At 64.6% G+C, this 20,023-nt stretch carries 16 protein-coding genes; 5 read left to right on the forward strand and 11 right to left on the reverse strand.

The features are described 5' to 3' along the window. Positions 1 to 86 precede the first annotated feature (86 nt). Positions 87 to 2,438: a UvrD-helicase domain-containing protein gene (locus P0D68_RS24025; protein ID WP_091792659.1), complete on the forward strand. Its 2,352-nt coding sequence runs from the start codon at positions 87 to 89 to the stop codon at positions 2,436 to 2,438. A 110-nt stretch (positions 2,439 to 2,548) separates the two neighbouring features. Beyond that, complete coding sequence (locus P0D68_RS24030) at positions 2,549 to 3,364, forward strand: 5'-methylthioadenosine/adenosylhomocysteine nucleosidase (protein ID WP_408300434.1); 816 nt, start codon at positions 2,549 to 2,551, stop codon at positions 3,362 to 3,364. Positions 3,365 to 3,445: 81 nt separating this feature from the next. Here P0D68_RS24030 and P0D68_RS24035 read toward each other — a convergent pair whose 3' ends face one another. Beyond that, complete coding sequence (locus P0D68_RS24035; protein ID WP_408300398.1) at positions 3,446 to 5,350, reverse strand: propionate--CoA ligase; 1,905 nt, start codon at positions 5,348 to 5,350, stop codon at positions 3,446 to 3,448. 276 nt (positions 5,351 to 5,626) lie between these two features. Continuing rightward, positions 5,627 to 6,889, reverse strand: a complete 1,263-nt coding sequence (locus P0D68_RS24040; protein ID WP_091792661.1) for an MFS transporter — start codon at positions 6,887 to 6,889, stop codon at positions 5,627 to 5,629. 487 nt (positions 6,890 to 7,376) lie between these two features. On the opposite strand from P0D68_RS24040, the gene P0D68_RS24045 reads away from it, so the two are divergent. Then, on the forward strand, positions 7,377 to 9,053 hold the full coding sequence (locus P0D68_RS24045) for a methyl-accepting chemotaxis protein (protein ID WP_408300401.1): 1,677 nt from the start codon (positions 7,377 to 7,379) through the stop codon (positions 9,051 to 9,053). 157 nt (positions 9,054 to 9,210) lie between these two features. On the opposite strand, the gene P0D68_RS24050 is transcribed toward P0D68_RS24045, so the two are convergent. From P0D68_RS24050 to P0D68_RS24065, 4 genes are read right to left on the reverse strand one after another with little or no spacing between them, the layout of a single operon-like run. After that, positions 9,211 to 10,086 carry an efflux RND transporter periplasmic adaptor subunit gene (locus P0D68_RS24050; RefSeq protein WP_091792663.1) on the reverse strand — a complete coding sequence of 292 codons (876 nt, stop codon included), beginning with the start codon at positions 10,084 to 10,086 and terminating at the stop codon, positions 9,211 to 9,213. Positions 10,087 to 10,099: 13 nt separating this feature from the next. After that, positions 10,100 to 10,300, reverse strand: a complete 201-nt coding sequence (locus P0D68_RS24055) for a DUF1656 domain-containing protein (protein WP_011489172.1) — start codon at positions 10,298 to 10,300, stop codon at positions 10,100 to 10,102. Next, a complete protein-coding gene (locus tag P0D68_RS24060) occupies positions 10,290 to 12,500 on the reverse strand; it encodes an FUSC family protein (RefSeq protein WP_408300404.1) in 2,211 nt (736 codons plus the stop codon). The genes P0D68_RS24055 and P0D68_RS24060 overlap by 11 nt, the downstream gene beginning before the upstream one ends. Before the next feature lie 2 nt (positions 12,501 to 12,502). Then, a complete protein-coding gene (locus P0D68_RS24065; RefSeq protein ID WP_408300406.1) occupies positions 12,503 to 14,056 on the reverse strand; it encodes an efflux transporter outer membrane subunit in 1,554 nt (517 codons plus the stop codon). Positions 14,057 to 14,211: 155 nt separating this feature from the next. On the opposite strand from P0D68_RS24065, the gene P0D68_RS24070 reads away from it, so the two are divergent. After that, positions 14,212 to 15,150, forward strand: coding sequence for a LysR family transcriptional regulator (locus P0D68_RS24070; RefSeq protein ID WP_408187027.1), 939 nt, complete (start codon positions 14,212 to 14,214; stop codon positions 15,148 to 15,150). A 215-nt stretch (positions 15,151 to 15,365) separates the two neighbouring features. Further along, positions 15,366 to 15,524 (forward strand): hypothetical protein, encoded by a 159-nt coding sequence (locus P0D68_RS24075; protein ID WP_408187026.1) that lies wholly within the window; start codon positions 15,366 to 15,368, stop codon positions 15,522 to 15,524. Between the two features lie 223 nt (positions 15,525 to 15,747). On the opposite strand, the gene P0D68_RS24080 is transcribed toward P0D68_RS24075, so the two are convergent. The 5 genes from P0D68_RS24080 to wrbA form a co-directional block, all read right to left on the reverse strand. Continuing rightward, positions 15,748 to 16,470: an SOS response-associated peptidase gene (locus P0D68_RS24080; protein ID WP_091792667.1), complete on the reverse strand. Its 723-nt coding sequence runs from the start codon at positions 16,468 to 16,470 to the stop codon at positions 15,748 to 15,750. A gap of 100 nt (positions 16,471 to 16,570) precedes the next feature. After that, positions 16,571 to 17,377, reverse strand: coding sequence for a metallophosphoesterase (locus P0D68_RS24085; RefSeq protein ID WP_408300409.1), 807 nt, complete (start codon positions 17,375 to 17,377; stop codon positions 16,571 to 16,573). Positions 17,378 to 17,427: 50 nt separating this feature from the next. Next, positions 17,428 to 18,846 carry an FAD-binding oxidoreductase gene (locus tag P0D68_RS24090; protein ID WP_408300411.1) on the reverse strand — a complete coding sequence of 473 codons (1,419 nt, stop codon included), beginning with the start codon at positions 18,844 to 18,846 and terminating at the stop codon, positions 17,428 to 17,430. 106 nt (positions 18,847 to 18,952) lie between these two features. Further along, complete coding sequence (locus P0D68_RS24095) at positions 18,953 to 19,414, reverse strand: DUF2069 domain-containing protein (protein WP_408300413.1); 462 nt, start codon at positions 19,412 to 19,414, stop codon at positions 18,953 to 18,955. Beyond that, positions 19,411 to 20,013 carry an NAD(P)H:quinone oxidoreductase gene (gene wrbA, locus P0D68_RS24100; protein ID WP_091792670.1) on the reverse strand — a complete coding sequence of 201 codons (603 nt, stop codon included), beginning with the start codon at positions 20,011 to 20,013 and terminating at the stop codon, positions 19,411 to 19,413. The genes P0D68_RS24095 and wrbA overlap by 4 nt, the downstream gene beginning before the upstream one ends. Positions 20,014 to 20,023 lie beyond the last annotated feature (10 nt).

Consider the following 20,023-nt stretch of genomic DNA (forward strand, 5'->3'; position numbering starts at 1 on the left):
CGCATGGACAAACGCGCCGCGGCGACAAAAAAGCCATTCCTCCCGGGGGCATATAATGTCGAACGATCTGCCGCCCCTCCAGAAAAATGCCCGACCTGCTAGCCAATCTAAACCCCGAACAACACGCCGCCGTCACGCTCCCTAACGAGCCGGCGCTCATTCTCGCCGGCGCGGGCAGCGGCAAGACCCGCGTGCTCATCACGCGTATTGCGTGGCTGATCCAGCACGGGCTGGCGTCGCCCGCCACGATTCTGGCGGTGACCTTCACCAACAAGGCGGCCCGCGAAATGATGTCGCGTCTGTCGGCGCTCCTGCCGATCGACACGCGCGGCATGTGGATCGGCACCTTCCACGGTCTGTGCAACCGCATGCTGCGCGCGCATCATCGCGACGCGGGCCTGCCGGCCACTTTTCAGATTCTCGATACCGCGGACCAGCTCTCCGCGATCAAGCGTTTGATGAAGGGCCTCAACATCGACGATGAAAAGTATCCGGCGAAAAATCTCCAGTACTTCATCAACAACGCGAAGGAACAAGGGCTGCGGCCGAAAGACGTCGATGCCACCGACAACTTCAACCGCAAATTCGTCGAACTCTACGAGGCCTACGACCAGCAGTGCCAGCGCGAAGGCGTCGTCGACTTTCCTGAACTGCTGCTGCGCTGCCATGAACTGCTCGCGCACAATCCGCCGCTGCGCGCCCACTACCAGGCGCGCTTCAGGCACATTCTGGTCGACGAGTTCCAGGACACCAACAAGCTGCAATACGCGTGGCTCAAGCTGCTGGCGGGCCAGACCAACTCGATCTTCGCGGTCGGCGACGACGACCAGTCGATCTACGCCTTCCGCGGCGCGAACGTCGGCAACATGCGCGACTTCGAACACGAGTTCAACGTGCGCCACCTGATCAAGCTCGAGCAGAACTACCGCTCGCACGGCCATATTCTCGACGCCGCCAATCAGCTCATCGCCAACAACTCGCGGCGGTTGGGCAAGAATCTGCGTACTGACGCGGGTCACGGCGAACCGGTGCGCGTGTATGAATCCGCGACCGATACGCAGGAAGCCGGCTGGATCGTCGAGGAAATCAAGGCGCTGATCAGCACCGGCACGTCGCGCAGCGAGATCGCGATCCTGTACCGCAGCAACGCCCAGTCGCGCACGATCGAGCACACGCTGGTCAACGCGGGTATCGCCTACCGCGTGTACGGCGGCTTGCGCTTTTTCGAGCGTCAGGAAGTCAAGCACGCGCTCGCCTATCTGCGCCTGATCGACAATCCGAACGACGACACCGCGTTCGCGCGCGTCGTCAATTTCCCGACACGCGGCATCGGCGCGCGGTCGATCGAACAGCTCGCGGACGCGGCGCGTCTGTACAACTGCTCGATGGCCGCGGCGATTCCGTATGTGGCGGGCAAGGCGGGTTCGAGTCTCGCGGGCTTCGCCAATCTGGTCGGCAAGATGCGCGCGGAAACGCAGCAGATGAGCCTGCCGGAAACCGTCGAGTACGTGGTTCGCACAAGTGGTCTATCGGAGTTCTATCAGAACGAACGCGAAGGCCAGGACCGGCTGGAAAACTTGCAGGAACTGGTCAACGCGGCCGCGGCGTTCGTCAGCGAAGAGGGCTACGGCATGGACACGCCGGCGCGCTCCATTCCGCTGCGCCCCGGCGCGACCGCCGCCCCCGAACTGGTGGTTGCCACGGACGACCCGAATACCGTCGTGCTGGACGCACCCGGCATCGCCGATCCGGCGCAAAACCCGGACACCATGACGCCGCTCGCCGGTTTTCTGTCGCACGCGTCGCTCGAAGCGGGCGACAACCAGGCGCAAGCCGGCCAGGAAGCCGTGCAACTCATGACAGTGCACGCGGCCAAGGGCCTCGAGTTCACGGCGGTGTTCATCACCGGTCTCGAAGAAGGGCTGTTCCCGCACGAGAACAGCGCGATGGAATCGGACGGGCTGGAAGAAGAGCGCCGCCTGATGTACGTCGCGATTACGCGGGCGAAGGAGCGCTTGTATCTGTCGTTCGCGCAAAGCCGCATGCTGCACGGCCAGACCCGTTACAACATCCGCTCGCGCTTCTTCGACGAACTGCCGCAGGAAACGCTCAAGTGGCTCACGCCGAAGGTCGAGGCGGGCGCGCGCTGGGGCGGCCGTTCGGACAACGCGGGTTATGGGCGTGACTGGTTCGCGCGGCCGGGTTATACGGGACCGGCATCGTCGACACCCGCGCAGTTGCCTGCGTTCGCGAACGAACAGCGTGCGGCGGAAACGGGTTTCCGGGTCGGCCAGCAGGTGTTCCACACCAAGTTCGGCGAAGGCACGATTACTGCGCTCGAAGGCGGCGGCACCGACGCGAAGGCGCAAGTCAAATTCAAACGGCACGGCGAGAAGTGGCTGGCACTCGCCGTCGCCAAATTGCAGGCGGTGGAATGAGCGGGGCGGGCATGGGCACGCCGGAGATGAGCGGGGCCGGCGCAGCAGCGACTGACGCAGGCGCGACCGGCACACGATTGACCGGCGCGGGAGCGGCTGATGCAGGCACGATGGCCGCGCGCGCGTCCGCGATCGACCCGAGCCTCGGCGGCGCTTTAGTTTCGCATCGGCCGCTCGGGATTCTGGCGGCTTTGCCGCAAGAACTCGGCGATCTGCTCGAAGCAATGCGCGCCGAGGCCGGCGTGCGCACCATCACGCACGGTCAGCGCGACTATCACCTGGGCACCGTGCACGGTGCGCCATGCGTGGTCACGCTGGCGCGCGTCGGCAAGGTTGCGGCGGCGGCCACGGTCAGCGCCCTGATCCATGCGTTCGACGTCGAAGCCATCGTGTTCACCGGCGTGGCCGGCGGCGTCGGGGCCGAGGTGCGGGTGGGCGATATCGTCGTCGCCGACACGCTGCTTCAGCACGATCTCGACGCGTCGCCGTTGTTTCCGCGTTTCGAAGTGCCGTTGCTGGGCGTCTCGCATTTCAGCGCCGACGCGGCGCTCGCCGCGCAACTCGCCGCGGCCTGCGAATGCTTCGTCGCGGAAGAGGGCGCGGCCTCGGCGGCGCGGTTCGGTACGCGTGAGCCGCGCGTGCATCGCGGTTTGATTATCAGCGGCGATCAGTTCGTGGCGAGCGCAGCGGGCGTTCGGGCTTTGCGCGAGGCGCTGCCGAACGCGCTCGCCGTGGAGATGGAAGGCGCGGCAATCGCGCAGGTCTGTCACGAATACGGCGTGCCGTGCGCGGTGGTCCGCACGATCTCGGATACCGCCGACGATCATGCGCCGGCGTCTTTCGTGTCGTTTCTCACGGAGATCGCCGGGACATATTCGAACGCGATTCTGACGCGGTTTCTGCAGGCGCGGATTTCACAGGGCTGATGATCGGCGTCGAATGCGTATTGGCGCCGCCGACTCCAACGGCGGGCATCGACCCACCGCGCCCACCGCGCACGTTCCCGGCTATTTAACCCCGGCGTCGTCCAGTGCTTCGCGCACCTGCTGCAATGCCGACGGATCTTCAATGGTCGGCAAGTCGCCTGGCTCGCGGCCTTCGGCGAGTGCCGCAATCGCGCGGCGCAGCAGCTTGCCGGAACGCGTCTTGGGCAGCATCGACACCATCACGACCCGCGTGGGCCGCGCAATTGCGCCGAGCTGGCGGTCCACCGTCGCCATCAGCTCGGTTTCCAGCTTGCTGCGCTTTCTGGCGTCCGCGTAAGCCTGCGCGTCGCGCAGCACCACGAAGGCCATCGCCGTCTGGCCCTTTAACGCGTCCGTCACGCCGACCACCGCGACTTCCGCGACGGCCGTGTGGCTCGACAACGCCTCCTCGATCTCACGCGTGCCAAGCCGATGGCCGGCGACGTTGATCACGTCGTCGGTGCGGCCGAGGATCGTCACGTAGCCGTCTTCGTCCTGCACGCCCCAGTCGAACGTCGAATACACCTGCTGGTTCGGAACACTCGACCAATACGTGCTGACGAAGCGCCGGTCGTCGCCCCACACCGTCGACATGCAGCCCGGCGGCAGCGGATAGGCCAGCGTGAGCACGCCCTTTTCGCCGGGCGGGCAAGGCTCGCCGGTCAACTCATTGCGCAAGGTCAGATTGAAACCCGCCGACGGCACGCCCGGCGAGCCGAGCCTGGTCGGCAGCGCCTCGACACCGCGCGGAATGGCGAGCATCGGCCAGCCGGTCTCGGTCTGCCAGTAGTTGTCGATCACCGGCTTGCCGAGCGCGTCGGAGATCCATGCGGCGGTCGGTTCGTCGAGCGGTTCGCCGGCGAGGAACAACGTGCGCAGGCTAGACAGATCGGCCTTCTTCAGGAACGCCGGGTCCTGCTTTTTCAGCACCCGCAAGGCGGTCGGCGCGGTGAACATCAGATTGATCTTGTGATGCTCGACGAGGCGCCACCAGATGCCGCCGTCCGGACGAATCGGCGTGCCTTCGTACATCACCGTGGTGAGGCCCGCGATCAGCGGCGCGTAGACGATGTAGCTATGGCCGACCACCCAGCCCACGTCCGACGCGGTGAACATCGTGTCGCCCGGCTTGCCCTGGAAGATATGCTCCATCGACGCCGCCAGCGCGACCGCATAGCCGCCAACGTCGCGTTGCACGCCCTTCGGCTTGCCGGTCGTGCCCGACGTGTACAGCACATAGGAAGGCTCATTCGATTCGAGCCACTCGCACGGCACGTGGGCATCGAAGAACTTTTCGCGCAGCGGCTCGTAGGCGACCAGGTAGCTGGCGTTCAGGCGCTCGGGCGCTAGCTGCCGGTCGATCAGCAAGACGCGCGGCGTCTTGTGGTTCGCGCGTGCGAGCGCTTCGTCCATCAGCGGCGTGTAGTCGATCACCTTGCCGCCGCGTGCGCCCGCGTCGGCGGTGACGATCAGCACGGGCTTCGCGTCGTCGATGCGGGCCGCGAGGTTGGGCGCCGCGAAGCCGCCGAACACCACCGAATGAATCGCGCCGAGCCGCGCGCACGCGAGCATCGCGAACAGCGCCTCGGGGATCATCGGCAGATAGAGCAGGACCACGTCGCCGCGCTTGACGCCGAGCGAGCGCATGACGGCGGCCATCCGGTTAATCTCGGCGTACAACTCGGCGTAGGTGTAGCGCCGCTCGATGCCGGTTTCCGTCGAGACATAGACCAGCGCGTTCTGCTGCGCGCGCTCGACCAGATGCCGGTCCACCGCGTTATGACACAGATTCGTGCGGCCGCCGACGAACCAGCGCGCGAACGGCGGATTCGACCGGTCGAGCACCGTATCGAACGGCGTCTGCCAATGAATGCGCCGCGCTTCTTCGCGCCAAAATGCTTCGGGATGCTCGATCGAACGGCGGTGGAAGTCGCGGTAGCTGGTCATCTGCGGCGATCCTTCTGCTGCGTGAGTGAATGCATGTCGGCGCGCGTCGCCGTGCGGCGCTGCGCTGCGCGAGGACAAGGCGGGTATCCGCACAAGCATAGAGCAGGGGTGGCTCGGCGGACAACGCGGGTTCACCATGAGCGATGCGGTGCGCTGTCGGACGTGGCAAGGGGCCGCGTCACTGATACGTCGCAGTCCCCGAGTTCACGCCAGGATAAAGACAAAGAAAAAGGCGCCGAAGCGCCTTTTCTCATCAGACCTGAGGTCGGAATGTCTTCATGCCTTCGCGCGCTTGCCTTCCACATCCGGCAGAAACACCGTCAGCACGCCGATCAACGGCAGGAACGAGCAGACCTTGTAGACATACGTGATGCTGGTGGCATCGGCCAGTTGCCCGAGGACGGCCGCGCCGATCCCGCCCATGCCGAACGCGAAGCCGAAAAACAGGCCCGCCACCATGCCCACCTTGCCGGGGATCAACTCCTGCGCATACACGAGGATCGCCGAGAACGCTGAAGCCAGCACCACGCCGATGATCACTGTCAGCACGCCGGTCCAGAACAGATTGGCGTAGGGCAGCAGCAGCGTGAACGGCGCCACGCCGAGAATCGAGACCCAGATCACATACTTGCGGCCGATCCGGTCGCCGACCGGTCCACCGATCACCGTGCCCGCCGCCACTGCCGCAAGGAACACGAACAGGTGGACCTGCGCGGCCTGCACAGGCAGATGGAATTTGTCGATCAGATAGAAGGTGAAGTAGCTGTTGATGCTGGCGAGATAGAAGTACTTCGAGAACACCAGCAGAATCAGCACGCCCATTGCGAACATGACCTTGTTGCGCGAGAGCGTGGCATGACCGGCCGCGCCGCGCGCTTTCTTCACCGACGGATGTTGCTTGTACCAGCGACCGATCTGTGTCAGCACGACGATCGCGACGAGCGCCGCCACCGAAAACCACGCAATGCTGCGCTGGCCGTGCGGAATCACGATCAACGCGGCGAGTAGCGGCCCGAGCGACGAACCCGCGTTGCCGCCCACCTGGAACAGCGACTGCGCAAGTCCGTGACGGCCACCCGACGCCATGCGCGCCACCCGCGACGATTCCGGATGGAACACCGACGAGCCGCAGCCGACCAGCGCCGCCGCGACCAGCAGCACGCCGAAATTGGGCGCGACCGACATCAACAGTAGCCCGGCGAGCGTGAAGCCCATGCCGACGGGCAGCGAATACGGCTTCGGATGCTTGTCCGTATAAATGCCGACGAGCGGTTGCAGCAGCGACGCGGTGATCTGGTAAGTCAGCGTGATCAGGCCGATCTGTCCGAACGACAACGAGAAGTTGTCTTTCAGCATCGGGTAGATCGCGAGGATCAACGACTGGATCATGTCGTTGAGCAGATGCGAAAAGCTGATTGCGCCGAGCACGGAGTAGACCGTGCGTTGGACCTTGACGGCCGGCTGCGCAGCGGTGGTGGTGGCGGTTCCGGCGCCGGCTGGTGCGCCGGCGAGGGCGCTTTTATCGAGGCTCGTTTCCATACGCTAGATGAGAGAGGAGAAAGAGTGATCTGACGCCGCCGATGTGGTTCAAACACCGTTTTCAGCGCTGCGGCATTTCGACGCGGTTTTTTGCGAGGTCAGCTATTTGTCGCAGTTTAATGTGGCCTGAGCGAATTGTAAGGACAAGTTTTGTCGCGAATCGGACATGCGATGTTGATGAGGGCCGGCGTGAGGGCGTCGGAATCGCGCGCCGCGCGCACCCCGGCGGTGCAAAAACAATTGTGTCGGCCTGACCACGCGCGCGGTCTCTCGTCTGATAAATGCCGCCCCGGCGATTTTTGGCCATGTATAAAACCGATCGCGGGCGCGCGGCTTACGAGGCGGCGCGTCGAGGACCGGGCGACATACGATCGGCATTTCGCGAGCGACGCTAAAGATCGCAGACGTTTATGCCGTTGACCCGGAGAGATGAGCAGCAATGCCGGAACCGACCTTTCCGGCAGTTCTACACGTGGGGACGGGGAATATGAAAGCAGTTTCGCTGGGTAGCCAGACGGGCGCGGGATTCGTACCGGAGGGAGAAGCGGCTGGCAAAACGCCGCCACAGGGCGAGCGCAGCCGCTCGCGGGCGGTCAGGCTCAAGGGTTTGTCGGTGAAGGCAATGCTGCGCCTCGCGTTTGCCGTGCTGCTAATCGGTACGCTGCTGATCGGCGTGTTTTCGCTGACCCAGATCAGCCGCCTGAATGCATCGGCACAATCCATCTACGATCAGGGGCACGTTGCCAGCCGTGCGGCCGAAGAGGCACGCGGCTACATGCTGCGCGCGAGCCGCGCGCAGAAAATGCTGCTCACCGCGACCACCGCGAAAGAGCGCGACGATCTCGGCGCCGATATCGAAACGGGCCTGAGCGGTCTCGCTTCGCAACTCGGCACGCTGCAACAGTACGTCGATACTTCCGACGCGAAGGCGGTCGACCAGCAGAAGAAATTTGCCGCCGCCGTGACGGCGTGGAGCGGCCATCTGCGCGACTTCGTGACGCTCGTGAAAGCGCAGCCGCTCGACCTGTCGCAAATGAACTGGCAGGTCGGCACGCAGGACGTGTCGCTGCTGGTCGAAACCGGCAAGCTCGAAAAACTCGTCGATGAACTCGTCGCGCAGCGCGCTACGGCTGCGAAGGCAACCATCGAGGCATCGGGGTTTATCTACCATTCGTCGTTCGTGATGATCGCGTTGGCGACGCTCGGCCTGATCGTGCTCGCGTTCGGTATCAGCGAGTGGGTGGTGCGACGCCTTGCCGGTCAGCTCGGCGGCGAGCCGGCGTACGCGAAGGAAATCGCCAGCCGGATCGCGGCGGGCGATCTGTCCGTCGATATCGCGCTGGGCCGCAAGGACAAGTCGAGCATGCTGTTCGCGCTGAACGACATGCAAAGCGGCCTCGCGACGACGGTCGCCGACATCGCCTCGAGCGCGGACGCGATCGCGACGGCATCGGGCGAGATTTCGATGGGCAACCTGGATCTGTCGCAGCGTACCGAGCAACAGGCGATGGCGCTCGAACGCACGGCGACCAGCATGGAGCAATTGACTTCGACGGTGCGCCAGAATGCCGACAATGCGAAGCAGGCGAGCACGCTCGCCAACAACGCGTCGGAGATCGCGGAGAAGGGCGGCGAGGTGGTGAGCCGCGTGGTCGCGACGATGAACGAGATCAACGATAGCGCGCGCAGTATCGGCGACATCATCGGCGTGATCGAGGGGATCGCGTTTCAGACCAATATTCTTGCGTTGAACGCGGCCGTCGAGGCAGCGCGTGCCGGTGAGGAAGGGCGCGGATTTTCCGTGGTCGCCGCGGAAGTGCGTAATCTGGCTCAACGTAGTGCGGCGGCGGCCAAGGAGATCAAAGGTTTGATCAGTACGTCGGTCGAGCGGGTGAGCAATGGCTCGACGCTTGCCCAGGACGCCGGGCAAACCATGGACGAGGTCGTCAAGGCGGTGAAGCGTGTGACCGACATCATGGGTGAAATCTCGGCGGCTTCGTCCGAGCAGAGCGCAGGGATCGAGGAGATCAACCTCGCGGTCACGCAGATGGATGCCGGGACGCAGCAGAATGCGGCGTTGGTGGAGCAGGCTACCGCGGCTGCCAGGTCGCTGGATGATCAGGCACGCGGGCTGAAGGTGATGGTGGGTAAGTTCAGGTTGTGAGCGCGGGTGAAGCGATCCTCGTAGAGGATCGCGACCCGGAACCCGTCCGCACTTTTGCGTGCGAGGCGGCTGGTGGATTTACCCGCGTGCGTTGGTGAAGCGCTCGCTAACCAACCACGACATTCCCGAAACATACCCAAAAGCACGCAAGCAAAAATTAGCTTGCCTTACCACTCCCGGGCGTAACCACAACCGTACAGGTAATCCCCGCCGCCAGCACGACATTGTCGGGCACTGAATCGATCTTCACCCGCACAGGCACGCGCTGCGCCAACCGTACCCAGTTAAAAGTCGGATTCACATCGGCAAGCAGTTCACGGCTCTCAGGATTGTCCCGATCATAAATGCCGCGAGAAATACTCTCGACGTGCCCCTGCAGCGTGCCACCGCTCATCAACCGGACTTCAGCCTTGTCGCCAACGCGCACATGCGGAAGCTTGGTTTCCTCGAAGTACCCGTACACCCAGAACGAATGGCTATCGACAATCGCCAGCTTGGCGGAACCCACCGTCGCATAATCGCCGCGGAACACGCTCAGATTCGTGACATACCCGTCGACCGGTGACACGACCCGCGTGCGCTCGAGATTCAGCTTGGCCGCGTCGAGCGTGGCCAAAGCCTGCTGATAAGACGCCTCGGCAGCCGAAGCAGTGTGAGTCGCGTTCTCGCGGTTCTCTTTCGACACGACCAGCGCATCCATATCGGCACGCCGTTGCGCGTCATCGCGCCTCATCTGCAGCTCGGCCTTTCGCGCGGCAACTGCGGCCTGCGCCTGTTCAACCGCGAGCGCATAGTGCGACGGGTCGATCTGCATCAACAGGTCGCCTTTCTTCACGAGCTGATTGTCCTTCACCGGCAGATCGACGATCGCCCCGGAAACATCCGGTGCGATATTCACGATCTCGGCGCGCACGCGACCGTCGCGTGTCCACGGTTCATCCATGTAATGAACCCACAGCACGCGTCCAATCAAAATCGCGACGATAAAAATAACGGCTGTCGCGACGAAGCCCACAATATTTCGGATGGTCATGTTTCGACTCTGATCAACGATAAACGGCGAGACCCAGCACGCCGCAAACACACACGAGCAAGCTGGCCCGGAACAAGGACGGATGCCACACCACGCGATACAGGCCCGTATGGGCGATCACGCGGTCCAGCACCCACGTAAGCGCGGCGCCTGCGATGAACAGCAACACGATGGCCGGGATGTACGCGTCCAGAACGGCGATATCACGTGGCATGACGAACTCCTTCTGACGCGCCGGCACGTCCGCTCATCAACGATTCAAGCGGCGATTGCGGATCGAGCAGCGCGGTACGAATGAAATGCAGTTGACTCAAAATGCGTTGCAGCTGGTGCCGCTCTTCACGCGGCGGCGCGAAAGCGACCAGCATCTGCTGAAGCGCGGTGATAGCGTCGGTGGTCGCGGCGAGCGCGCGGTCGAAGCGGTCTTCACGCGGCCGCTCGAATAGCGCGGCCAGCGCGTCGCGCATGGTACGCAGCGAGGCGCGCCACGGCATCGACGGCGCATAACGCGCGTCGGCGGGCAGCGTGGCCAGTTCGCGGCGCAAGTCGATCACCGCGTTGCCCACTTCGAGCACCGAGAAAAGCCAACGCAACGTATCGCGTTTCAGCTCGGGCTCGTGTTGCGCGAGCGCGTTGATCTGGAACATCAGATCGCGCGCGCCGCTCTCGAAGCGCGAGCGCACCCGGCGCATGCCCGCGCGGCTCGCCAGCACCACCTGGCGGCGCAAATCCATCAGCAGGCGGTTGCGCAGCCACGGAGTGGAGGGCGGCAGCAACACCGCGAACGCGATCGAGGCCACCAGCATCGACAGCACGAGCGCCATCGCGTCGTTCATGAAGCTGCTCGGGTCGTAGTGAATCACGTTGTCCGGGCCGGCGAGGAAACAGAAGAAGATGCAGTAGCCGACGCCATAGCCGGCCAGCGCGGGCCGTGTGGTCATGAACACGCCGAGCAGCAGGAAAGGCGCGAGCGCGGCGCACAGCAGCGGGAAGCCGTCGATGTGCGGAAACACGCCGAACACCGCGATCATTCCCATCACCGTGGCGACCAGCGTGCCGGCGGCCATCTGGAACGCGGTGCGTTTCGGATTCGGCGACGACGACGCCAGCGCGCACACCGCCGCGGCGTTCAGCGTCAGGGTCGAACCGCTCGGCCACGCGGTCGCGATCCAGAACGCGCCGAGCACCATCATCACGATGGCGGCGCGCACGCCCGAGACGCTTGCCGCAATCGCGTTCGTTTTCGGTTCGTAACGTTCGACCCAGCGCTCGCGCTCGTGCGTATCGACGGAGAGCGACGCGTACGTGGCCGCATAGGCGTGCAGGTCATCGATAAAGCGATACAGCAGTTCGGCGCCGGTGTCGAAGTCGAGCAGCGGGGCGTCGGGATGCGCTTCCAGTTCTGTTCGCGTCGCGCGCACGCGCTTGGGCAACTCGGCTTTGAAGGCCTCGAGTTGCGCGGCGGCGTGAACGGCGTCGGCGGCGCTCAGCACGGGTTCACCGGATTTCGCGAGCAGCGGGGCGATTTCCCGGAAGTACGGCTCGAGCGCATCGACAGCGATCGCCGCGCCGCTGGTGTTCGCGTCGCGCAAGCGGTTCATCAGCTGATGCAGCGCGTGAAAGCGCGTCGAGGCGGTCATGAACTCACTGTTCAGACGGGCGAGGCGGCCGCCGCGCATGCGCGAGTCGGGACCCTCGAACACGGCCACGCTGCGCGCCGCTTCGAAGCCGACGATGTCGGCGACAAAGCGCGCATTGGTCGCTTCGATCTGCGCGCGGTCATTGTGGCCGGCGAGCGAGGCCGACACATACTCGACGAAGGCCGAGAAACGCGCGCGCACGGTGCCGCGCATCTGCAAGCCGGCGAACTGCGGAAACACGAGGCCACTCACGGCACCCGCGCAGATAATGCCGACCACCACTTCGGCCACTCGCGTGAGCGCGCTCAGAAACGCGCCGTCCGGGTGCTGCGAAGCGGGAATGCCGATCAGCGCGGCGGTGTAGCCCGCCAGCACGAAACCGTACGACCTGAAGTTGCGGTTGCGCGCGGCGCCCGCCGTGCAGATGCCGACCCAGATCGCGGTCGTGACAATGAACAGTTCCGGCTGCTGCGCGAACAGCCCGATTAACGCGAGCATCACGACGAGACCGACGAGCGTGCCGCAGATCCGGTAGAAGCTCTTTGCGAACACCATGCCGCTTTGCGGCTGCATCACGATGAACACGGTGGTCATTGCCGTGCGCGGCTGCGGCAGGTCGAGCTTCATCGCGACGCCGAGCGCGAGGAAGCAGGCGGCGAGCGCTTTGAACAGATAGATCCACGTCAGACCGTCGTTACGCGCCCAGTCGGCGGCGGCCGCGTAATAGGCTGCAAACGACGCCGGACGCGGCGCGGAAAAAGGAGAAGCGGACATGATCAGCTTCCCGACCTGGCGGGTTTGGCCGGCTCGGCGCTGGCGGTCGAACCGGGCGCGACCGTCTTGCCCTTGCCATGCGCCGGCAGCGTTTCTTTCGCCAGCGGACCGTTGGCCGGGTCGTCGAGTCCACCGCCCAATGCCGTGACCAGCGACGCATGCGCGCCGAGCCGTTCGGCCTGGATCCTGGCCACGCCTTCCTGTGCGTGCAGCAACTGGTTTTGGGCGATCAACACGTTCAGGTAGTCGGTCAGGCCGCGCCGATAACCTTCGCGCGACAGATCGTAGTTCTTGCGGGCGGTCGCGACTGAACGGTCGGCGTCGTCGGCTTGGGTCGCGAGCGAGCGGATCCGGATCACCTGATCGGAAATGTCCTTGAGCGCGCCGACAATCGACTGGTTGTAACGGTCGACGGCTTCGTCATAGCTCGCCGAGGCTGCGCCGAGTTGCGAACGCAGGCGGCCGCCGTCGAGAATCGGCAGCGACAGCGCGGGCCCCGCGCTCCAGCTATGCGACGGGTTCTTCAGGAACTGGAACAGCGGCCCCATTGCCGCATATCCGCCGATCGACGCCAGCAGGTTGATGTCCGGATAGAAGTCGGCCTTGGCCACGTCGATGCCGCGTGCCTGCGCCGCGACCGTCCAGCGCGCCGCGACCACGTCCGGCCGGTGGCCGATCAGGTCGGCGGGTAGGGCGCTCGGCAGGCCGGCCGGCGCGTTCAGCGAAAGCGTCGGACGCTGGATCGAATCACCCGCGCCCGGACCTTTGCCGGCCAGCGCGGCCAGCTGATTGCGGCCAAGCGCGATCTTTTCTTCGATTTCGTCGATCTCGCGTTCGTATTCGGGCAACGGCGTTTCGGCCTGGCTCACTTCCAGCTGCGTACCGATGCCGCCTTTCAGGCGCCGGCTGGCCAGGTCCACGATCTGCTGCTGTTGCTGCAAGGTGGACTTGGCGATGTCGAGGAGCGCGTAGTTCAGCGACATCTCGATGTACGTGCGCACCACGTTGTTTTCCAGCTCGAGCTGGGCGGCGCGGGCGTCGGCTGAGCTCGCGTGAGCAGCGTCGAGGGCGCGCTCGGCGGCGTTCTTGTCCTTGCCCCAGATATCGAGGTGATACGACAGGCCGAGCGTGCCGGTGTTGTTCCACGATTGCTCGCCCGCGAGCGGGCCGGGACCGTAGTACAGGTTGTCGGCCCACTTCTGGCGCTGGATCGACAGGCTGCCGTTGACTTGCGGCGACAACGCCGCACGGGCGACACCCGCCATCGACATGGCTTCGCGCACGCGTGCCTGGGCGGCCGCGAGGCTCGGGTTGCCGGCTTGCGCGGCGTCGATCCACTCGTTGAGTTGCGGATCGTTATAGGCGCGCCACCAGTCGACGGCCGGCCATTGGGCGTCCGCATTGGCGGCGCGGATCGCGTTGCCCGCGTCGAGCGAAGCGGGCTGGACTCCGCTCGCTTGCGGCGCGACGCCTCCGGTACTGGCACAGCCGGCGATTGTTAATAGGATCGTAAGAACCGCGGCTGCGGCGATCCCTTTCGGTACCGGAGACTGCACGATTTCCTCCAGAAATGACTATAGAAGCATGTGCGCCATTATATTTTTTGATCAATTGCGGAATAACCGGTAAAGATGCAAGGCATTTTTACGCGATATGAGACAATCGCCTTTGCGAATCGTGTAACAATCGCTTCCGATCACAAGGGAAAGTTATGGATACGCTTCAAAACATGCGCGTATTTGTCCGCGTCGTCGAAGCGGGCAGCTTTACGGGCGCCGCGCAGCATCTGAACACGACCACCGCATATGCGTCGCGCGCGGTGTCCGATCTGGAAGCGCATCTGCGCACGCGCCTGTTGAACCGCACCACGCGCCGCATCGCGCTGACCGAGGCCGGCGAGCGCTACCTGCAGCGCTGCGAGCAGATCCTCGCGTACGTGGATCAGGCGGAAGCCGAGGCGAGCGACGCCCACGCCCGCCCGTCCGGCAAACTCAAAGTCCACGCAATGACGAGTTTCGGCCAGCACTACGTGGTGCCGGCCGTAGGCCGCTACCAGGAGCGCTATCCGGAGGTGCAGATCGAACTGACGCTCGCGCAGCGCATGCCCGATCTGCTCGACGAAGGTTTCGACGTGTCGCTCACGCTCGCCACCGGTCTGCCGGATTCGGGGCTGGTGTCGCAGCGCATTGGCAGCGCGTTCAGCATCGCGTGCGCGTCGCCTGCCTATCTGGAGCGGCGCGGTGTGCCGCAAACGCCCGCGGACCTGGTGCGTCACACGTGTCTGCAAATGGTCACGCCGGTTTTCCCGACCGACAAATGGACCTTCGACGGCCCGAACGGCGAGGAAACCATCGCCCTCGGCCCGACCACCTTCCAGGTGAACGTGGCCGAAGCCATGGCGGTGGCCGTGTCGAGCGGCATGGGCGTCGGGCTGATTCCGATCTACTCGGCGATCAGCGGTTTGCGAAGTGGCGAACTGGTGTGGTTGCTGCCGGAATACACGTCGCAGGAGATGAATCTGTACGCGTTGTACCCGTCCCGGCAGTATCTGGACGCCAAGATCCGTACGTGGGTCGAGTTCCTGCGAGATGAACTGCCTGCTACGCTGGCTGCGGATCAGGCGGAATTGCGCGAATTCGCGCGGACCTGAGATAAGGCGCGCGTCTTTGGCAATCCTTGAACGGTTGACCGGGCGGCGGGCGGTGCAGTGACCGCCTGTTACATAAGTGCCGCGCCGCAACATTTCCTTACTTTCGCCGCCCGATCGATTTGCTAACGTGTCGTTCATGCGCTGCGGTAGTAGACCGGGGGCGCTCAGTTCGCCGCGGTTCGGCAATATTGCAACAACAGAAGTACGAGGGATTCATGGATACGCATCTGATGATTGGCGTGGCCGTCATGATTGGCTTGATCGGGATTGCCGCTTCGCGCGATCTGCTGCGCCGGTTGCGCGAGCAGCAGCCGCAACTGGTGCCGATCAAGGTCGAGCGCCCGGATCTGAAGGCACAGCGGCGCGGCCGTTGAGTTTCGCCGAGGCGCCTGTCTAGCAGGCGCCGTTTATTCGGGCGGCGGCGCGCAGTTTGGTTCGGGGTGCGTGGGTTGTCCGCGCTTGTTGCTCGCTTCTTGCTTGCTTCTTGCTTCTTGCTCCTTTCCTGGCTTATATCGGGTTAAGTGCGGCGATCGCGCCGTTGGCTCATGCTGCTTTGCGGTTCGGGCTCATGTTTGGGCTTACGTCAGGCACCGGTTTTCAGTTTATTGCCGCGATCAGACCCGGTTCGTCATTGAGCGTGCGGTCCACCTCGTGGCTCACCCGGTGCCAGCGGAAGCGTCCGGCGGCCAGGCCCGCGCTGCGTGTCAATTGCTCGAGTTCGTCGAGCGGCAAAGCGGGATCCAGCCAGCGGCGGGCCGCTTCCGATGCGAATGCCAGCGGACGGCGATCGTGCACATCGACGAGACCCGTATCGGCGATGGCCGTCACTATCACCATTCCCATGCCTTCTGTTTGTGGTTCCGTGCCGCGCACGCTCGACAGCGCCGCGAGATACATGGGGGCATCGCTTTTCAGATGCACGAAGTAGGGCTGACGGATCGGCGGTTCGTCCGCTCTGTCCTTGCTCTGCGCGATGGCTGTCACAGGCGTGGTTTCCACGCGCCATTCGAACCAGCCGTCCGCAGGCACCAATACGCGCCCGGTCTTCCACAGTTCCTTGAAGTAGCGCCCGTTCGGCGCGGCGTCCGCGCGCGCGTTGATGGTCTGCGGCAAATGCTGTTCGCGTGCCCAGTCGGGACGATATCCCCAGTGGATTGCGCGCACCGTCTGATCCGGGTACACCGTGAGCGGGTGCGTGCCGGGAGCGAGGTTGTAGCCGGGACGCCGGTCGGCGGCATCGAAAAGCATGAGTGGATCGGCGAGACCGAGGTGCTCGGCGTAGAAATGCGGATCGCGGTACTGGCTGATTCGACCACACATGAGCGACCTCCGAATACGACCCGTCTTGGGTTTCGACCGTTGCGGTTCGATAACGTCGCGAGCGTAGCGCCTGCCGTGCGGGCTCGCTATTCAGCGGCCGCTAAATCTCAACGACCTTATCCCACGCAAACAGCGGATTCTCCAGCAGCCCGGTGCGCCGGTCGAGATACCCGCGCGGATTGCACACCACGCGCGTGCCGTTCACGCTGTAGTCGAACGGCGTATGCGTGTGCCCATGAATCCATAACGCGACCGGCGGCCCCACGAGATCCGGCAAGTGATTGACGAAGCCGGCCGACACGCGGTCTTCCGCGTAACGTTCGGCCAGACTCAGCCGATGCGGCGCATGATGCGTGACGACGATCGTCTTGCCGCCGAACGGTTTGGCGAGTTCGCCTTCGAGCCAGGCCCGCGCCTGCCGGTGCAGCGCGAGCGAATCGTCGGGTGTGAAGTCGCGCGTTGCATCATGGGTGTCGTGCGGCCAGTTCATCTGGATCAGCCCGCGAAAATCGAGCATGACCCGCCGCGACGCGCCGATCGACTCCGCGAGCGTATCGGCGTCGTTTCCGTATAAGGCGAAGTCGGTCCACAAGGTCGTGCCGAGCACGCGCCACTGGCCTTGCGGGTCGACCAGCGCGGCGTTGTTCAGCACGTGCACATTGTCGACCTGCGCGGCCGCGTCGTGGAGCGCGGCTTCGAGCGCGCCGAACTCGCCGTCGTAGTACTCGTGATTGCCCGGCACGTAGACCACCGGCACGGCGCCGTCGAAAGTCTGCGCGGCCCAGCGCGGTCCGGCCGCGTGATTGTGGATGTCGCCCGCCAGCACGATCAGATCCGCCTGCGCATGCGGGATCAACTCGGGCTCGTCATTTTCCAGATGCAGATCGGACAGCACTCGAATCTTCACGACCACGACTCCTGCAAGGGGCTTCGCAAGGGAACGCGCAGCTTCAGACGCTAGCGTAGCACCTTGCCCGGATTCATCAGATTCAGCGGATCGAGCGCGCGCTTGACGGCACGCATCAACTGCACCTCGACGTCCTGCTTGTAATGCATCGCCTCGTCGATCTTCAACTGGCCGAGCCCGTGTTCCGCGCTGATGCTGCCGCGATGCCGATGCACGCTGTCGTAGACGATCTGGTTGATCGGGCCTTGGTACTGTTTGAGGAACGCCTTGGCGTCGACGCCCTCGGGCGCCTGCACGTTGTAGTGCAGATTGCCGTCGCCGAGATGGCCGAATGTCACCATGCGCGCGCCGGGCACGGCCTGCGCGATCGCGGCGTCGGTTTCCTCGATGAAGTGGCCGATGCGCGAGATCGGCACCGCGATATCGTGCTTGATGTTCAGCCCTTCTTCGGCCTGGGCGAGCGGAATGTGTTCACGCAGGTTCCAGAACGCCCGCGACTGGCTGAGGTTTTCCGCGACCACCGCGTCCTGCACCAGGCCTTCTTCCAGCGCCGTTTCCATTAAACGCTCGAACAGTTCGCGTGCGTGCTCCTCGCTTTCGCTGTCCGACAGTTCGAGCAGCACGACCTGCGCGTGCGGCTCGGCGAACGGATAGCGCATCTGCTCGAAATGCCGGCCGACCAGACGCAGGCAGAAATCCGACATCAATTCGAAACCGGTCAGGAGCGGCCCGGCGACGCGCTGCGTGAGTGAGAGAAAATCGAGCGCGGCGTGCGGCGACGCGAGCGCGGCGAGCGCCGTGACGCGCGCGGCTGGTTGTGGATGCAACTTCAGCACGGCAGCGGTGATGATGCCGAGTGTGCCTTCCGCGCCGATGAACAGGTCGCGCAGATCGTAGCCGGTGTTGTCCTTGCGCAGGCCGCGCAGGCCGTCCCACAGTTCGCCCTGCGGGGTGACGACTTCGAGGCCGAGACACAGTTCGCGCGTGTTGCCATAGCGGAGCACGCCGGTGCCGCCCGCATTGGTGGCGAGATTGCCGCCGATCGTGCAACTGCCTTCGGCGGCGAGGCTCAACGGAAACAGACGGCCGGCTTCTTCGGCATGTTTCTGCACTTCCGCGAGGATGACGCCGGCTTCCACCGTGATCGTGTTGTTGTGCGGATCGATGTCGCGCACCCGGTTCAGACGCCGCAAGCTGATAACCGCTTGCGCGCCGCTTGCGTCCGGCGTGGCGCCGCCGGCGAGGCCCGTGTTGCCCCCTTGCGGGACTAGCGCGATGCGATGCTCGACGGCGAGCTTCACGAGTGCCGCGACTTCGTCAGGCGTGGCCGGGCAGAGCACCGCGCATGCCGCGCCGGTGTAGCGGCGCCGCCAGTCGGTCAGGTACGGGGCGGTGTCGTGCGGATCGGTCAGCACCTGCGCGGCGCCGATGGTGTCGCGGCAGGCGGCGAGAAAAGCGGTTTGGGTCATGTTGGGTCGGTCAGCGTGTTCGGGCTTGGTCGGTCAGCGTGTTCGGGAGAAATGTCGCGGCGTTCTGGTCAGATGGTCGTGTTGGCTTGTTTCGCCGCCTGTTTTTTTAGCCTGTTGCGGCCTCTTTTGCGGCCTGTTTCGCAGCCCGTTTTGCCGCGCGTTTGAACGGCGCGACATAGGCCAGCGCGCAAACGAAAAAGACCACGGAGAGCACGGCCTCCAGCCAGCCGAGACCGGCGCTCAGCTCGCGGTCGCTCCAGCCGCGCACCACGCCTTCGGCAAAATACAGCAGGATCAACATCGAAGCCCATTGCAGCGTGTAAAGCCGCTGCCGCCAGACGCCCGGCAGAGCGACCAGCAACGGCACGGCCTTGAGCACGAGCGCCGAACCGCCGGGCCGCAGCGGCGCGAGCCACCATTCCCACACGACGCACAGCGCGATCAGCACAGCCAGTGCAGTGGTGGCGCCGAGCGCGGCGGCGCGATTTCGCTGCACGGACGCTGCGTGTGTGGCGCTCGGCGCGCGCGTTGCCGGGTCGACAGCCGGTTGGGCGTTCGGCTCGTTCACGGCCTTTCGCTCATGGATGCCGCCGTGCGCGCGACGCGAGCGCCGAGCGCGATGGCGAGCGTCTTTTCGTCCGCGGAGATGCCGTGTTCGGCGCTGCCCGCACGCGCGAAATGCGACGCGCCGTAAGGCGTGCCGCCGGTTTGCGTGGTGCTCAGCGCGCTCTCGGTGTACGGAATGCCGACGATCAGCATGCCGTGATGCAGAAGCGGCAGCATCATGGAGAGCAGCGTGGATTCCTGACCGCCGTGCAGACTGCCGGTGGAAGTGAACACGCAGGCGGGCTTGCCGGAGAGGGCGCCGGAAAGCCACTGCGGCGTGGTGCCGTCGAGAAAGTATTTGAGCGACGCGGCCATGTTGCCGAAGCGGGTAGGCGAACCGAGCGCGAGGCCGGCGCATTCTTCGAGGTCACGCAGTTCGACGAAGGGCGGCCCTTCAGCGGGAATGTCGGGCTGGGTCGCTTCACAGACGGTGGACACCGCCGGCACGGTACGCACGCGCGCCTGCATGCCGGGAACGCTGTCGACGCCGTGCGCGATCGCCAGCGCGAGTTCGCGCGTGGCGCCGTGACGGCTGTAATAGAGCACGAGAATGTCTTTCATAGGCCTCATC

It is taken from the genome of Paraburkholderia sp. RL17-380-BIE-A (assembly GCF_046028085.1).
Lineage (GTDB): Bacteria > Pseudomonadota > Gammaproteobacteria > Burkholderiales > Burkholderiaceae > Paraburkholderia.

What these genes read in the sequence shown, in the direction of transcription:
- P0D68_RS24025 (WP_091792659.1), top strand. Translation starts at nt 87, where the DNA reads ATGCCCGACCTGCTAGCCAATCTAAACCCCGAACAACACGCCGCCGTC.
- P0D68_RS24030 (WP_408300434.1), top strand. Translation starts at nt 2,549, where the DNA reads ATGGCCGCGCGCGCGTCCGCGATCGACCCGAGCCTCGGCGGCGCTTTA.
- P0D68_RS24035 (WP_408300398.1), bottom strand. Translation starts at nt 5,350, where the DNA reads ATGACCAGCTACCGCGACTTCCACCGCCGTTCGATCGAGCATCCCGAA.
- P0D68_RS24040 (WP_091792661.1), bottom strand. Translation starts at nt 6,889, where the DNA reads ATGGAAACGAGCCTCGATAAAAGCGCCCTCGCCGGCGCACCAGCCGGC.
- P0D68_RS24045 (WP_408300401.1), top strand. Translation starts at nt 7,377, where the DNA reads ATGAAAGCAGTTTCGCTGGGTAGCCAGACGGGCGCGGGATTCGTACCG.
- P0D68_RS24050 (WP_091792663.1), bottom strand. Translation starts at nt 10,086, where the DNA reads ATGACCATCCGAAATATTGTGGGCTTCGTCGCGACAGCCGTTATTTTT.
- P0D68_RS24055 (WP_011489172.1), bottom strand. Translation starts at nt 10,300, where the DNA reads ATGCCACGTGATATCGCCGTTCTGGACGCGTACATCCCGGCCATCGTG.
- P0D68_RS24060 (WP_408300404.1), bottom strand. Translation starts at nt 12,500, where the DNA reads ATGTCCGCTTCTCCTTTTTCCGCGCCGCGTCCGGCGTCGTTTGCAGCC.
- P0D68_RS24070 (WP_408187027.1), top strand. Translation starts at nt 14,212, where the DNA reads ATGGATACGCTTCAAAACATGCGCGTATTTGTCCGCGTCGTCGAAGCG.
- P0D68_RS24075 (WP_408187026.1), top strand. Translation starts at nt 15,366, where the DNA reads ATGGATACGCATCTGATGATTGGCGTGGCCGTCATGATTGGCTTGATC.
- P0D68_RS24080 (WP_091792667.1), bottom strand. Translation starts at nt 16,470, where the DNA reads ATGTGTGGTCGAATCAGCCAGTACCGCGATCCGCATTTCTACGCCGAG.
- P0D68_RS24090 (WP_408300411.1), bottom strand. Translation starts at nt 18,846, where the DNA reads ATGACCCAAACCGCTTTTCTCGCCGCCTGCCGCGACACCATCGGCGCC.
- wrbA (WP_091792670.1), bottom strand. Translation starts at nt 20,013, where the DNA reads ATGAAAGACATTCTCGTGCTCTATTACAGCCGTCACGGCGCCACGCGC.